General features: G+C 71.7%; 12 protein-coding genes. 6 read left to right on the forward strand and 6 right to left on the reverse strand.

Features of this window, described 5'->3' with window-relative positions; all coding sequences use genetic code 11:
- Positions 1-52: 52 nt before the first annotated feature.
- From ACSC1Q_RS06920 to ACSC1Q_RS06945, 6 genes are all read right to left on the reverse strand, one after another.
- Positions 53-1,582, reverse strand: coding sequence for a golvesin C-terminal-like domain-containing protein (locus ACSC1Q_RS06920; RefSeq protein WP_436757809.1), 1,530 nt, complete (start codon positions 1,580-1,582; stop codon positions 53-55).
- Positions 1,583-3,336: 1,754 nt separating this feature from the next.
- Positions 3,337-3,567: a zinc ribbon domain-containing protein gene (locus ACSC1Q_RS06925; RefSeq protein WP_436757810.1), complete on the reverse strand. Its 231-nt coding sequence runs from the start codon at positions 3,565-3,567 to the stop codon at positions 3,337-3,339.
- 85 nt (positions 3,568-3,652) lie between these two features.
- A complete protein-coding gene (locus tag ACSC1Q_RS06930; RefSeq protein ID WP_436757811.1) occupies positions 3,653-4,540 on the reverse strand; it encodes a carbohydrate ABC transporter permease in 888 nt (295 codons plus the stop codon).
- On the reverse strand, positions 4,540-5,661 hold the full coding sequence (locus ACSC1Q_RS06935) for a carbohydrate ABC transporter permease (RefSeq protein WP_436757812.1): 1,122 nt from the start codon (positions 5,659-5,661) through the stop codon (positions 4,540-4,542). Before ACSC1Q_RS06935 ends, ACSC1Q_RS06930 begins: the two co-directional genes overlap by 1 nt.
- A 65-nt stretch (positions 5,662-5,726) precedes the next feature.
- The gene (locus ACSC1Q_RS06940) at positions 5,727-7,016 is read right to left on the reverse strand and encodes a sugar ABC transporter substrate-binding protein (protein ID WP_436757813.1); all 1,290 of its coding nucleotides are present in this window, start codon (positions 7,014-7,016) and stop codon (positions 5,727-5,729) included.
- A gap of 89 nt (positions 7,017-7,105) precedes the next feature.
- On the reverse strand, positions 7,106-8,251 hold the full coding sequence (locus ACSC1Q_RS06945; protein ID WP_436757814.1) for a LacI family DNA-binding transcriptional regulator: 1,146 nt from the start codon (positions 8,249-8,251) through the stop codon (positions 7,106-7,108).
- Between the two features lie 177 nt (positions 8,252-8,428).
- Between ACSC1Q_RS06945 and ACSC1Q_RS06950 the strand changes: the two genes are divergently transcribed.
- The 6 genes from ACSC1Q_RS06950 to ACSC1Q_RS06975 all read left to right on the forward strand — a co-directional run bounded on the left by ACSC1Q_RS06950 (position 8,429) and on the right by ACSC1Q_RS06975 (position 14,868).
- A complete protein-coding gene (locus tag ACSC1Q_RS06950) occupies positions 8,429-10,576 on the forward strand; it encodes an amylo-alpha-1,6-glucosidase (protein ID WP_436757815.1) in 2,148 nt (715 codons plus the stop codon).
- Positions 10,577-10,938: 362 nt separating this feature from the next.
- Positions 10,939-11,388, forward strand: a complete 450-nt coding sequence (locus ACSC1Q_RS06955; RefSeq protein WP_436757816.1) for a helix-turn-helix domain-containing protein — start codon at positions 10,939-10,941, stop codon at positions 11,386-11,388.
- Positions 11,355-12,032 (forward strand): tetratricopeptide repeat protein, encoded by a 678-nt coding sequence (locus ACSC1Q_RS06960; protein ID WP_436757817.1) that lies wholly within the window; start codon positions 11,355-11,357, stop codon positions 12,030-12,032. Before ACSC1Q_RS06955 ends, ACSC1Q_RS06960 begins: the two co-directional genes overlap by 34 nt.
- Positions 12,033-12,148: 116 nt before the next feature.
- The gene (locus ACSC1Q_RS06965; RefSeq protein WP_436757818.1) at positions 12,149-13,819 is read left to right on the forward strand and encodes an AAA family ATPase; all 1,671 of its coding nucleotides are present in this window, start codon (positions 12,149-12,151) and stop codon (positions 13,817-13,819) included.
- Positions 13,732-14,016, forward strand: a complete 285-nt coding sequence (locus ACSC1Q_RS06970; RefSeq protein ID WP_436757819.1) for an alpha/beta hydrolase — start codon at positions 13,732-13,734, stop codon at positions 14,014-14,016. The genes ACSC1Q_RS06965 and ACSC1Q_RS06970 overlap by 88 nt, the downstream gene beginning before the upstream one ends.
- Before the next feature lie 66 nt (positions 14,017-14,082).
- Complete coding sequence (locus ACSC1Q_RS06975; protein ID WP_436757820.1) at positions 14,083-14,868, forward strand: SDR family NAD(P)-dependent oxidoreductase; 786 nt, start codon at positions 14,083-14,085, stop codon at positions 14,866-14,868.
- Positions 14,869-15,077 lie beyond the last annotated feature (209 nt).

Consider the following 15,077-nt stretch of genomic DNA (forward strand, 5'->3'; position numbering starts at 1 on the left):
CTCCGGTGGGGTGGGGCGGGCCGCCTGACCGGTCCGGGGAGTTCCGGGGGGCTCAGAGCCGGGTGAGGCGTACGGCGTCGGCGACGATCAGTCCCGTGCCGGAGGTCCAGCGGCTCACGCCGACGGCGTTGTACGTCCCGGCCTTCAGGGCGAACGTCCCGATGCTTCGCCAGGCGCCGCCACCGGCCCGCTGGTCGACGTACACCGTCCTGCTCCCCGTGGAGGTGGCGACGATGTACGGGGCGGAGCCGTTGTGACCGGCGGCGGCCGGGTACCAGACCTCGACCTGGTAGGTGGCCGCGGCGGGGACCGCGAACCGGTACCAGGCGACGTCGCTCGCGGTCACCGGCTTCGCCTGGCGGTGGTCGGGGCCGTGGCGCCCCGCCGCGGCGGTGGAGGCGGTCCAGTTCGCGCTCGCGGTGAACGCGCCGGAGGTGGAGTTGTCGGCGGTCGCCGACCAGGGGGCGGTGCTCCCGGTGACGTACCGCATGTACTTGGCCCAGTCCCAGTGGGAACCCGGGTCGGTGTGCGTGGCGCCGGGGACCTGGTTGTGCCCGATGATGTGCGAGCGGTCCTTGGGGATGCCGTACTTGTCGCAGAGGGCGCGGGTGAGGGCCGCCGAGGCGCGGTACATCGCGTCGGTGAACCAGGAGGCGTTACTGACGAACCCCTCGTGCTCGATCCCGATCGACCTGGTGTTGTACGACCAGTTCCCCGCGTGCCAGGCGACGTCCTTGTCGCGGACCATCTGGGTGACGTCGCCGTCGGAGGAGCGGACGACGTAGTGCGCGGAGACCTTCGCGGCGGGGTTCTGGAACCAGGAGATCGTGCCCGCGTACGCCCCCTGGGTGACGTGGATGACAACCCGGTCGATCTTGGAACTTCCCGGCCTGCTCGCGACGGTCCGGTTCCCGGCGTTGGCGGCCACCCAGCTCGCGGCCGGGTAGTCGGGGCTCGGGGCCTTGGCGGCGAGTTCCCGCACGCCCTCGTAGACGCCGCGGTCGGCCTGCAGTTCCACGGCCGTCACGGTGACGACCTCGCCGCCCGGGGTGGTGGCCCGGACGCCCCTGCCGAGGAGGTCGTAGACGGTGTCGGCGTACAGCCTGGCCGTCTCGGAGCCGGAGGCGTTGCCGTACTTGGCCACTGCCGGGTACCACTGCCCGGCGTCCTTCCTGGCGGTGGCGTCGAGGCCGAGCGCGTCGGCGTGCGAGCGCAGCACCGCGGCGCCGCCGAGGACGTTGGCCGCGTCGTCCTTCTTCAGGGTCGCCGCCAGCGTGCCGGTCAGCTGGGCCGCGCGTTCCAGGACGCGCACGGCGGGGTTGCTGACCAGGTGCATGACCCCGTACCCGCCGCTCGCGCTCGGCTCGCCGTCGTGCCCGTCGAGGTGCGTCTCGGCGTACGCGAGCGCCACGAGCAGGTCGCGCGGCACGTCGTACGCGGCCGAGGCGCGAGCGAAGGCGTCCGCCAGGGGGCCCGCCGACCGGGAACTCGCGGCCTGGGCGGGCGCGAGGAGCAGGACGGCGAGAACGGCGGACAGGATCGCGGCTGACCGGCGGTGCGAGCGCGGCCGGGCGTTCTGCACGGAGTCTCCTTGGGATTCGGGTTTCCGGTCCCGTCCGGGCACCGGCTGATTCGGCACCGTAAAGGAGAATTGCGACAAATGTAAATAATCAACACCCCTTTGTTTGTTAGCGACAATTATCTTTTTCGATATGATATGCCGCGTATTTGCTGGCCGGTTGGTCGGCCGGTTGGCCGGCCGTTCGGCCGGGACGGCGGGGAGCGGAGGTCCTGGCGCGTCCCGCCGCGACGCGGGCGGGGGCTCGATGGCTTCGCCGCGACGCGAGCGGGGGCACCGCAGTTGCCCGGCCACGGCGGGTTCGGCAGCACTCCCGGAGCCGGATACACGACGCAGGCCGCCCGGGCGATCGTGCCCGCCGGGTTCGCCACCGTGATGAAGAGGTTGGTCGGGTCCTCCGTAAGTGAGACCTCGTTCACGCCGGTGGGATACCCGGCCAGCGCGGAGACGCCGTGCCAGGTGGGAGTGGTCCAGGGGTCCCGGACCTGGGTCGTTCCCGCGGTGGAGACGTACGCGGTGAACTCGGAGGAGCCCTCACGCGAGCTCACGAGGGCGTTGCCGGCCCCCGCGGGGCCGGTGGCGCCCGTCACGCCGGTCGGTCCCGCCGGGCCGTCGGCGCCGGCCGGGCCGGCCGGGCCCCGGGGGCCTTCGGGTCCGGTGGGTCCGGGCGCGCCGTCGGTGCCGGCGGGACCCGTGGCTCCCGTGGCTCCCGTGACTCCCTGAGGCCCCTCGGGTCCCGCCGGGCCCTGCGGCCCCTCGGCTCCCGCGGGCCCCGAGGGGCCGGGCAGCCCGTCCAGACCGTCGAGACCGTCGAGACCGGCGGGTCCCTCCGGACCCTGCGTACCGTCCGCTCCGGCCGGGCCGGTCTGTCCGGGAAGGCCGGGTGCGCCGTTGGCGCCCGCCGGACCCGTCCGGCCGATCGGGCCCTGGGCCCCGGCCGGTCCCGCGGGGCCGGTGGGGCCCGGCGCTCCCGCGGGACCCGCGGGTCCCTGAGGCCCGGCAGGACCCGGTGGGCCCGGGTCGGCCACGGTGCGCAGGCCCCTGGGCGCGGCCGTCCCCTGAGCGCCGGGCGAGGCCGCGGGATTCCGCCCGGCCGCCGGATCCGGGGGGCGGTGATCCTTGTCGCGATCCGCCGGCTCACCATCTGTTTCGACTCCGCGGACCCCTTGGGCAACACCGTGCCCTTCACGCAGGCCCGGCCGCGAGCCTCCTGCCGGTCACGCGAACATCCGGGGTCGCCACGCCGGCACGCGCACCGCGCGCCTCGCGGGCCGGAACAGTTCGTCCCCGTCCGAAGGCGTGACTTTCCGAAGGCGCCGGAGAGGTGGCGGCCCACGAGGGCGGTGACGAAATCCGATGGCGGATCGAATTGGACGGTATTCGTCTTCAGGGCCGAGGCGTCGGCGGGAGTTTGGCACGACGCCGCGAGAAAGGCTCCGGCGATCGTCGCCATCGCCGCCCACGCCTGGGCGTGTCCGCCGTGCTTCGAGGAAGAAATCCTTTTATTGCCGCTGTGAATCATCTTTATCCGTTTTACCCGCTGTTCTGAGGGGTTGGGATATCAGCACCGAAACGGTGATCAGCGGTAATTGCCCATTGGAATAAAAGATGGCGCGGGCGACTCTTTCAGTAAACCTTAAACCGACATAAAGGCGGCTCCAAATGTGCGGTCGTGTCTTTTGGGTCGTCGCCGGACGCCCGGCGCACAGTGCGCGCGTACCCCGGAATCGGCGCCCTGTGGAACGTCGGCGGAACGTCTAGCGGACCGCCAGCCGGCTCGCCTCGTCCTTGGAGATGCCGTACACGGCCCCGCAGAAGGTGCACTGCATGTCGTATTTCGTTCGTACCGGGAAAAGCGGGATGAAGAACAGGCTGAACTTGGTGACCCGCCGTGACAGCACCTGCGCCGCCGTGTTGCCGCAGTTGCGGCAGAGCAGGGTCAGCACCCCGAGCCGGTGGGCCACCGTACGCAAACCGAAGATGAGCATTGTCCAGACATACCCGGTACGGGCCCGCTATTCCCCGCGCCGTGTCACTCCTGCCATCCCCGCCGTCCCCGCCGTCCCCGCCGTCTCACCCCTTGTCCGCGCCCTCGTTGGCGCCGCGGATGAAGTAACGCTGGAAGATCACGAAGATGATCGCGACCGGGATGGTCGCGAGCACCGCCGCGCCGAGCTTGAGCGGATACTGGCTGCCGACCCCGAGGGAGCCGCTGACCAGGTCCGCCAGGCCGCGCGGCAGGGTGAAGAGGCTGGGGTTCTGGACGGCCACCAGGGTGTGCGGGAACTCGTTCCAGCTGCTCTGGAAGGAGATGATCGTCAGGGTGATGACGGCGGGGCGTCCCATCGGCAGCACCACCGACCAGAAGATGCGGAACCGGCCCGCCCCGTCGATCCGCGCCGCCTCCTCCACGCTCACCGGGATCGACTCGAAGAACTGCTTCATGATGAACACCCCGGCCGCGTCCGCGACGATCGGCAGGATCAGCGCGGTGTAGCTGTCGTAGATGCCGAGCTGGTTCAGCACCAGGAACTTCGGGATGAACAGCACCACCCCCGGGACCGCCATGATCGCGACGATCGAGGTGAAGAGGGCCTTTCGCCCCCGGAAACGCAGCCTGGCGAGCGCGTACCCGGCCAGGGAGTCGAGGAACACCCGGCCGACCGTGATGACGATGGTCACCAGCACCGAGTTGGCCAGCCACAACGGCATGCCGGTGTCGACGAACACCCGCTCGAAACCGGCCAGCGTCACCGGGTCGGGGATCGGCGAGAGCGGGTTGGCCGCGGCGTCGGGCTCGGTCTTGAACGAGTTGGCGACCTGGATGACGAACGGGTAGAGGAAGACCAGCGAGAAGAAGACGAGGACGGCGTACCCGCCGAAGGTGGAGACCAGCGAGCGGATCCCCCCGCCCGCCCCCTCCGGACGGGCAGGGGCGGAACGGGTCTTGACCGCGGACATCATGCCCTCCTCTGGCGTGACGGGGGACGCTTCGCGAGGCGCTTCGCGCTGCCGCCGTCCTTGGCGTCCCTGTCGCGCATGACCCACCGCTGGAACGCCGCCAGCGCCACGATGAGCACGAACAGGACGAACGAGATGGCGGCGCCTGAGCCGTAGTCCAGCTCCTTGAAAGCCGTCTGGTACGACAGGAAGGCCGGGGTCAGGGTGGTCTTCGCGGGTTTGCCCTGGCTCATCACGTACACCTGGTCGAAGACCTGCCAGGTGGCGATCAGGCCGAGGGTGAGCACGAGGAACAGGGTCGGCTTGAGCATCGGCAGCGTCACGTAGCGCAGGCGCTGGCGGGAGTTGGCGCCGTCCAGCATGCTCGCCTCCTCCAGGGTGACCGGGATGTCCTGAAGGGCCGCGAGGAACATCAGCATGAACGTGCCCGAGGTGGTCCACACGACCAGGATGATGATCGTGCACATCGCCACGCTGGGCCCCGACAGCCAGTCCCACCACGACAGCCCGAACGGGCCGCCGCCGGTCAGCGCCGCCGGGGGCGCCTCCGGGTCGACCAGGCCCACGGAGCCCAGCAGCACGTGCAGCACGCCCCGCGCGTCGGAGAACCACGGGGGCCCGTCGACGCCGACGAACGCGAGCAGCTGGTTGACCGCGCCGGAGTTGCTGAAGATGAACAGGAACAGGACGCTGATCGCCACCGAGCTGGTCACCGAGGGGAAGAAGAACGCGGTGCGGAAGAAGGTCTTGCCCTTCAGCAGCCGGCGGTTGACGACCAGCGCCAGGCCGAGTGCCAGGACCGTCTGGGCGGGCACCACCACCAGCACGTAGTAGAAGTTGTTGCGCAGGCTCGTCATGAAGTTCAGGCGGGCCAGGTCGTCCTGGGTGAACAGCTCGGTGTAGTTGTCCACGCCGACGAACGGCACCTGTGCCCGGAACGGGCTGCCCTGCCCGTTCCAGTCGGTGAGGCTCACCCACAGCGCCATCAGGATCGGCAGCAGCATGAACAGGGTGAGGATCACCACCACCGGTGCCACGAAGAGCCAGCCCGCGATGTTCTCCCTGGCTCTGTCACCAAGGCGGCGCGCGGGACGCCACGATGCGGTCGTTGTCTCGGCCACGTCAGTCTCCCTTGCGTCCGGCGCGCGGCCCCTGGAACGTTTCAGGGGCCGCGCGCCGGTCTGACTCAGTTGCCGAGCGCGGCCTGGGTGTTCTTCTGCAGGTTCGCGAGGATCTTCTTGGGGTCACCGGCGGGCAGCTGCTGGATCGCGGTGTCGAAGTCGGCGAGCACGCTGTCCATCTTGGGGGCGTTGACCGGCCCCTGGGCGTACTCGGCGCTGTCGACGAACGGCGCGTCCTCGGGGAAGGCCTGGGTGAAGGCGTCCTTGGCCGACTGGCGCGAGGGCATCACGCCGAACGCCTTGGCGAAGGCCATCTGCTGGTCGGCCTTGGTCATCGCCTCGACGAAGGCGATCGCCTGCTCCTTGTACTTGCTCTTGGCGGCGATGCCCCAGCAGGTGGTGAAGGACAGGGTGCCCTTGCCCTTGGGGCCGGCCGGCAGCTCGTGGGCGCTGTACTTGACGTCCGGGTAGTCGGCCTTCATCGCGCCCTTGATCCAGTTGCCCTCGATCGTCATCGCGGCCTTGGCCTTGCCGAACGCCTCGCCGCCCCAGCCCGCGTCGACCTGCTTGGGGAACTGGGCGAGCTTCTCCTTCAGCAGGCCCTGCACGTAGCTCAGGCCCGCGACGTTCTCCGGGGTGTCGGCGGTCGCCTTCTTGCCGTCGGGGCTCACGATCCAGCCGCCGGCCTCCACCATGAACGCGCCGACCCGGTCGCGGGTGTCGCCGATGACCAGCGGGGTGACGTCCGGCACCTTCTCCTTGAGCTTCCTGGAGACCGAGGTGAGCTGCTCCCAGCTGGTCGGCACGTCGGCGTCGGTGAGCCCGGCCTTCTTCCACAGGTCGTCGTTGACGATCAGCGCGAGGGTGGAGAAGTCCTTGGGCACGCAGTAGAAGGTGCCGTCGTGGGTGAACGTCTCACGCAGGCCGGGGTAGAAGTCGGCGGAGTCGGAGATCTTGTCCGCGTACGGCTCCAGAGCCCCGACGCTCGCGTAGTCGGCGAAGCGCGCGGCGTCGACGTAGAACACGTCCGGCGGGTTGCTCCCGGCGAAGGCCTGGCCGAGCTGCTGGGTCAGGTCCTGGGCGGGGGTGATCGTCGCGGTGCTGCCCGAGGACGCCGACCACGTCTTGGCGGCCTCGCGCAGCGCGTTCGTCTCCGCGTCGCCGGAGGAGCCGATGAGCACCTGCAGGCTGGCGGGCCCGCTGCTCTGCGGGGCGGCGCTCTGGCCGCTGGAGTCGTCGAAACCGCTGCCGCAGGCGGCCGAGGTCGCCAGGGTGCCCGCGGCGAGCGCGGCGAGCGCCGTGGTACGGAGGCCGTGCCGCATGGGCCGCATGGGCTGCTTGGTCGGCTGTTTCATCGTGGTCTTCCAATCTTCGCGGGGGGTGATCTGAAGGAGAGTCAGGTGGTCGCACGGTCAGGCGGTCGCGCGGTCGTGTGGTCAAACGGTCATGACGACTGCCGGAGGATCAGGGACGGCTGGAGCAGTACGTGCGTGCGAGGCCCCCCGGCCTCGGGTGCGTCGAAGGTGCCGGGGGAGGGCGGGTCGAACAGCCGGGTGAGCAGGCCGACGCAGCCGGCCGCGGCCTCGGCCAGCGGCTGGCTGACGCTGCTGAGCCCCACCGCCTTCGCCACCGGCGTGTCGTCGAAGCCGATCACGCGGACCGGCAGGCCCTCCTCGCCACCGGCCTGGCCCCCTACCGTGAGACGCCCCTCGGCCGTGAGGCGCCCCGAGGCGGTCAGCTGCCCCGAGGCCGTGAGGGAGCGGACGGCGTGCAGCGCGCCGAGGGCGAGCGAGTCGCTGGCGCAGACCAGAGCGGTGATCGGCAGCTCGGCGCGCAGCAGGTCGCGGGCCGCCTTCTCGCCGTCGGCCACCCCGTCGTCGGTGGCCTGGTCCAGTCCCGCCGGGTCGACCCCCGCGCCGGCGAGGGTCCTGGCCCAGCCGGACCTGCGGTCGTCGCCCACGCCGGAGCCCGGCGGCCAGCCGAGGAACCCGATCCGCCGGTGGCCCGCGTCGAGCAGGTGACGGGTGGCCGCCGCGGTGCCCGCCGCGCCGTCCACGTCGACCCAGGGATGCCCCGGATCGCTTCCAACAGCACCTCCCGTGTCACCCGTGTCACCCGTGTCACCCCATGGCCGCCCGAACGTGACGAACGGCAGCCGCCGCTCGCGCAGCCACGCGGGGCGGCCGTCGCCGTGGTAGGTGCTGGTGAGGACGAAGGCGTCGGGCTCGTGGCTCCCGACCAGGTCGTCGAAGGTGTCGATCTCCGAACGCTCGTCACCGGCCGCGTACAGCAGGATCCGGTACCCGGCGCGGGCCGCCGAGGCGGTGAGCCCGTGCAGGAACCGGTCGAGCACCGAGCCGTTGATCCCGTCCTGGTCCGGCTCGATGCGCGTGGCGATCAGTCGGGAGCGGCCGGTCCGCATCTGCCGCGCGGCCTGGCTGACCCGGTAGCCGAGCGTCTCGATGGCCTCCCGCACCCGGTCGCGAGTCTCCTCGCGGACCAGCTCGGGGCTGTTGAGCACGTTCGACACCGTCTGACGCGACACCCCGGCACGGCGCGCGACGTCGGTGATCGTCACCTTAGTAGCCATTTGTACCTTTCTGGGGGGTTTGAGCGTTCAAAGGGGCATGGTGCATGATTGGATCGTTCAAGTAAACGGAGCGTAATGGTTGGATCGTTCAAGTAAAGAGAGTGTTTCGCAATGTGCACCCCCCGGCCGTCGTCTGTCAAGACGTCACCGGCTCGACACGATCTCAGGGAGTAAGTCGTGCTCGACGACGCCTCATCCCCCACCCCGCCGGTGGTCACGGTGGCTGATTCCACCGCGGCCTACCGTCTTCAGCCCCTGTTGCACGACCTCGTCAGCACCGTGCGGGCGCCGACCGTCGCGCTGAGCGGCGGCGACGGGCAGATCCGCCCGGCCGGTGTCCAGGGCGTGTTCCACGCCGACTCCCGCGCCCTCTCGCAGGCCACCCTGACGATCGACGGCCGTGAGCCCGAGGCCGTCGGCCACGCGCCGCAGGGGCCGGGCGCCACCAGGTTCGTCACGCTGGCCCGCTGGCTGGGTGATCCCGTCCCCGATCCCACTGTACGGATCGAGAGGTTCCGGCAGGTCGTACCGGGTGGCATGGAAGAACGTGTCGAGATCGTCTCCAGCGCGACCATACCCGTCACCGCCGTCGTGAGCCTGGAGGTGGGCTGCGACTTCGCCCCCATCGAGGTGGTCAAATCCGGCGGCGACACCGCCGAGGCCGCGCCGGAGCGCACCGCGCCCGGTGAGATCTCCTGGCACTCCGGCGGCGTCCGGGTCGCGGTGACCGGCACGGGCGCGCGGGCCGAGTCCGCCGAGTCCACCGGGTACGCGCGCACCGGTTTCCTGCGCTGGCCGGTCGAGCTGGCGCCCCGCGGCCGGGTCACCCTGTCCTGGCGGGTCGAGGTGCACGACCCGCAGGCCGTGGTGACCGCGCCCGACCGTCCCGCCGAGTGGGCGGCGGGGGAGGGGGAGCCCCGGGTCGTCGCCACCGACCACCGGCTGAGCAGGCTCTTCGAGCAGTCCATGGACGACCTGCGCTCGCTGCGGCTGGCCGAGACCGCCGCCCCCGGCGACACCTTCCTCGGCGCGGGAGTGCCCTGGTTCCTCACCCTCTTCGGCCGCGACAGCATCTGGGCCGCCCGCATGCTGCTGCCGCTCGGCACGGAACTGGCCATGGGCACCCTGCGGGTGCTGGCCCGCAGGCAGGGCACCAGGATCGACCCCGCCTCCGGCGAGGCCCCCGGGAAGATCCTGCACGAGCTGCGCCGGCATGACTTCACGGTTGAGGGCAACGACCTGCACCTGCCCGCCGCCTACTACGGCACGATCGACGCCACCCCGCTGTGGATCGGTCTGCTGCACGACGCCTGGCGCTGGGGCGCCCCCGCCGGAGAGATCGCCGCGCTGCTGCCCCACCTGGAGGCCGCCCTCGGCTGGCTCGGCGGCCCCGCCGACCCCGACGGGGACGGGTTCGTCGAGTACGTCGACACCAGCGGCCGGGGCCTGGCCAACCAGGGCTGGAAGGACTCCGGCGACGCGCTGTGCTTCCACGACGGCCGCCAGGCCCAGCCGCCGATCGCCCTGGTCGAGGTGCAGGGCTACGCCCACCAGGCGGCCCGGCAGGGCGCCGACCTGCTGGAGGCGTTCGGCCGCCCCGGCGCGGACCGCTGGCGCGGGCACGCCGCGGCGCTGGCCGAGCGCTTCCGGGCCCGGTTCTGGGTGGACGGGCCGGGGGGGCGGTTCCCCGCCCTCGCCCTGGACCGGGACAAGCGCCCGGTCGACGCGCTGACCAGCAACATCGGGCACCTGCTCGGCACCGGCCTGCTCAACGCGGACGAGGAGGCCGGGATCGCCGACCTCCTCGTCTCCCCGGAGATGGCCGGTGGCTTCGGCCTGCGGACGATGTCGGCGGACGCGGGCGGCTTCAGCCCGCTGTCCTACCACTGCGGGTCGATCTGGGCGCACGACACGGCGATCGTGGTCGCCGGGCTGGCCCGCGCCGGGTTCGCCACGCACGCGGCGACCCTGGCCGAGGGGCTGCTCGCGGCTGGCGAGACGTTCGGCTACCGGCTGCCGGAGCTGTTCGGCGGCGACGACCGCTCGGCGCTCGGCCGGCCGGTGCCCTACCCCGCCGCCTGCCGTCCGCAGGCGTGGTCCGCCGCCGCCGCGGTGACCGTCGTGCACGCGGCCCTCGGCCTCTATCCCGACGTGCCCGGCGGTCGGATGCTGCTGCGCCCGCTCGCCGGCGCCCCCCTGGGCGCGCTCTCCGTACGCGGCCTGCGGGTAGCCGGGGCGGAGGTGAGCGCGGCCGTCGACCGGGAGGGCGAGGTCGTCGTGACCGGCCTGCCCGGGGGGATCTCCACCGAGAGGGCCTCGGCGTGAGCTCCCGGTCGGTGTGGGGTGGGATCGGCGGGTGGCACGTGCCGCCGCTGTGATGACAGCGGTGGTGGCGTCGGGCCGGGAGATCGTGATCACGTGTGAGGCGTCCCTGACCTCGCTGGTGTGCGCGCCGGCGCGCTTGGCCATGAACCGCCGGGCCGCGGGCGGGATGGCCTGGTCTGCGCCGGCGACCAGGTAGCAGGAGGGGATGGTCTTCCAGGCGGGCGCTCCGCTCGGCTCCCTGAGCGCGGCCAGGGCGGCCGGGCGCCGAGTGGCGGCCGTCAGCGCGGTGTCGCGGGCGCCCAGGCCGTCGGCGAAGGCTCGACCACGCGCGGGCGGCATGCCTCGGCCGAGGCGAGGACGGGATGATCAGGGCCACTGTCCCCGGTCTTCCGCGTAAGCTTTGGGGTGCTCTCCACCAGCTCGCGGAGAAGGAGCATTCGATCACCACGTCGGCCGGCTTCGCGGAGGTGCTGCGTCGTCATCGGCGTGCGGCGCGTCTGACGCTGGAGCGGCTCGCCGAGGCCTCGGGAGTCAGTACCCGGACGTTGTCGGACATGGAGCGTGGGCGTAGCAGGGGTCCCCAGCACCGGACCGTCACCGCGCTGGCCGACGCCCTCGGCCTGGCCGGCGCCGATCGCAGGCAGCTGGTCGAGCTGGCGCGTGAGGGCCGGCTACGTGATCACCGGGCTCGTCCGACCGGGTTGTGTGAGCTGCCGCGTTCGGTTGACGATTTCACCGGCCGTGCGGCCGAGCTGGCCTGGGCGCCGAGGCCGCCGCCTTGGAGGACCCGGCCCGGCAGGCCGGGCAGCTGAACCTGCTGGCCTGGGTCCACCTGGTACCGCGAGATGATCCGGAGACGACACTGCGCCACACGGCGCGGGCGATGGACCTGGCCACCCGCGGTGGCGCCACGGCGCAGGTCGCCCTGGCCCACCACCACGCGGGGGGCGCGCTCCGCCGGCTCGGGCGGTTCGACGAGGCCATCGTGTCGGAGACCCGGGCGGCGGAGATACACATGAACAACGGTGACATCGACCGGTACTGCCACTGTCTCGGCGCGCTGGGCACCTGTCTTCGCGACGCCGGGCGGCACGCCGAGGCGCTGGAGCGCTACCTTGACCTGCTGACTTTGCTGGACGACCGGTCGGGGGTGAGGCCGAGCGTCGCGGCGATCGTCCGGCCGATCGCGCTGGCCCGTGTCGGTGAGTGCCTGGCACTGCTGGGCCATCGGGCCGAGGCGATCGCCAAGCTCACCGAGGCGGTCGACCTCATGGAACGGGCCCAGATGCCCGCCCCGCAGGCCCGCGCCCTGGAGACACTCGCGGCCCTGCTGGCCGAGGAGGACCGGACCGGCGACAGCCGCCATACCTACGCGCGGGCGGCGCAGGTGTATGAGGCCGTCGGCGACGCCGAGGCGGGCGGCCGCTGCCGCGCCCTGGCCGACGCCGCGCCCTGACGGCCTCCGCGCCACTTCTGCGTGTTGTTCTGCCTGGTCGTGCCGGGTACGCGCGACTTGGATGGAGAGCACCGGGACACAACGCCGGGCCCGTCCATCCAGCCGCAGGAGCGATCATGACCACCATCGGCAACGTCGTGCTCGCGCACGGCGGCACCCTCCTCACCGCCGCCCTCGAAGAAAGCGCGACGTCCGGCCGCGGGAACGCCGCCCCCTCGGCTTTCGACACGGCTTCCGACCCGGCTTTCGCCGCAGCGCAAGGCCTGCCTGGCCGGAAGCGATCCGTCGGCAGATCTGACGGCACCCCCGGCTCACCGGTCCGCTCCTACCGGGAGTTCGCCGGACGCGATCCCGAGCGCGAGCGATCATGGCTTCATATGTCGGCGGGCCGGCCAGTGAGAGCACTTTTCGGGCGGGAGTCCGAACAGCGACGTCTCGGCGACTTCGTGGACGGCGTCCACGATGGCGGCGGGGCGACGCTGGTGCGCGGCGAGGCGGGAATCGGGAAGTCGTCCCTGTTGCTGGACACGGCGGGGGTCGCGGCCGCGCGTGGCATGCGGATCCTGCGGACGGTGGGTGTGGAATCGGAGACGCACATGCCCTTCGCCGGTCTGCATCAGGTGCTGCTTCCGCTCCGTACCGAGATCGGGGAACTGCCCGCCCCGCAGCGCGACGCGCTGGAGGCGGCGTTCGGGCTGACCGGGGCCCGGGTGCCGGACCCGTTCCTCATCGCCCTGGCGGCGCTGAACCTCCTGAGCGAGGCCGCCACCCGCTCGCCCGTCCTGCTCCTCGTCGAGGACGCTCACTGGCTGGACCGCGCCAGCGCGGACGTGCTCGCGTTCGTCGCGCGGCGGCTGGACTCCGAACCGATCGTGATGCTGGCCGCGATGCGCGACGGTTTCCAGAGTCCCCTTGACAGGGCGGGGCTGCGGGAACTGCTCCTCGACCGGCTCGATGACACCGCCGCGACCGCCCTGCTGGACGCCTGCAGCCCCGCCCTGGCGCCGGCGGTGCGCACACGGTTGCTGCGGGAGGCCGCGGGAAACCCCCTGGCCCTCGTCGAGCTGCCGATCGCCTCGGACACGCGGGACGGGAAGGGGCCCCTGCCGCCGGGGTGGCTCCCGCTGACCACCCGGCTGGAACAGGCCTTCACCGCCCGCATGTCGGGGTTGCCGCCGACCCTTCGGACCATGCTGCTGGTGGCCGCGCTCAACGACAGCACCGCCCTTTCCGAGATCCTCGACGCCACCGCGCTGATCACCGCCGTACCGGTCACGGCGGACGATCTGGCTCCCGCTGTCACCGTACGGCTGGTCGACGTGCACGAAGCCGGGGTGTCGTTCCGGCACCCGCTCATGCGTTCGGCGATCTACCAGGGGGCGAGCGTCTCCCAGAGGCACGCCGTGCACGCCGCCCTGGCCGACGTCCTCACCGGCCGGCCGGACCGCCGTCTCTGGCACCGCGCGGCGTCCACCCCCAGGCCGGACGAGAGCATCGCCGTCGAGCTGGAGACCACGGCCAAAAGCGTGCGACGCCGGGGCGACCTGCTGTCGGCCGTCGCGGCACTGGAGCACGCGGTCAGGCTCGGAGAGAATCCCGCCCGCCGGTGTGAACGGCTGGTGCGGGCCGCCGCGCCATCCCGGCCCAGGAGGCCGCCGAACTGTACGAACGCTGGACCATCCCCGCGCCGGGCAAGCCGTTGTTCGAGGCCGCCGTCGCCAACTTCTCCCCCCACTCGCCCGCCAAGGTCAACACCGGCAACAACACGCGGGGACCGTTGCTCCTGATCGCCGGCGGCGAGGACCGTACTGTCCCCGAGGCCGTCACCAAGGCGACCCTCAAGCAGTACCGGGACTCCACCGCGATCACCGACTTCCAGGAGTTCCCCGACCGCGGCCACTCCCTGACCATCGACCACGGCTGGCGCGAGGTGGCCGAGGCCTGCCTGGCCTGGCTCACCAAGAACGACCTGCGGACGCGCTGAAAGCGATCCGCGGCGTTGACCGCCATCACCGGTCAACGCCGCGGGCCGTCCGCGGAAAGGAATGCCATGGACCTGAAACTGCGGGGCAAGGTCGCGGTGGTGACCGGTGCCGGCAAGGGAATCGGACTGGCCATCACCCAGGCCCTGGTCGAGGAGGGAGTCCATGTCGTCGCCGGATCACGCCGAAGCACCCCCGAACTGGAAGAACTAGGCCAAAAGGGAAGCGTGCAGGTGATCGAGGTCGATCTCGCCACCACCGAGGGCCCGGCCCACCTCGTCGCCGCCGCACTGGCACATGGACGCCTCGACATCCTGGTCAACAACGTCGGCGCGGTCGCGCCGCGCCTGACGGGGTTCTTGGACGTCACCGACGAACAATGGCTGCACAGCCTGACGCTCAACCTGATGGCGGCGGTACGCGCCACCCGCGCCGCGCTGCCGGCCATGCTCGCGGCCGGGCACGGCAACATCGTCACGATCAGTTCGGTCAACGCCTTCCTGCCCGACCCGACGGTGATCGACTACAGCGCCGCCAAAGCCGCCCTGACCAACTTCTCCAAAGCCCTGTCGAAGGAGGTCGGGGCCCACGGCGTCCGGGTCAACACCATCAGTCCCGGCCCGGTCACCACGGACCTGTGGCTCGGAGACGAAGGCGTCGCCGCGACCGTCGCCCGCGCGAGCGGCACCGACCCCGGAGCGGTGGCCGAACAGACCGCCGCCCAAGCCGAGACCGGCAGGTTCACCCACCCGCACGAGATCGCCGACCTGGTACTGCTCCTGTCCGGCGACCGGGCGGGGAACGTCACCAGCACCGACTTCGTCATCGACGGAGGACTCACCAAAACCCTGTGAGACCCCCACCTCCGGGATCGGCGGCAGCCGGGGCCGGACACGGAGACCGGTCGCGGGGCGTTCTTCGGGAAGCCCGCGCGAACCGGTCTCGGCCAACGGCGCCACCGGCCGTCGCCCACGGTGTCGCGCCGTCGCGCCGTCGCGGTGACCTGCCCGACGTGCGGAACGGGAAGGGAGGTCGTGTCCGTCCCCGGCGGCTCCGTCCTGTG

This window comes from Streptosporangium heterodermiicola, assembly GCF_051390675.1.
In the GTDB taxonomy this organism is placed as follows: domain Bacteria; phylum Actinomycetota; class Actinomycetes; order Streptosporangiales; family Streptosporangiaceae; genus Streptosporangium.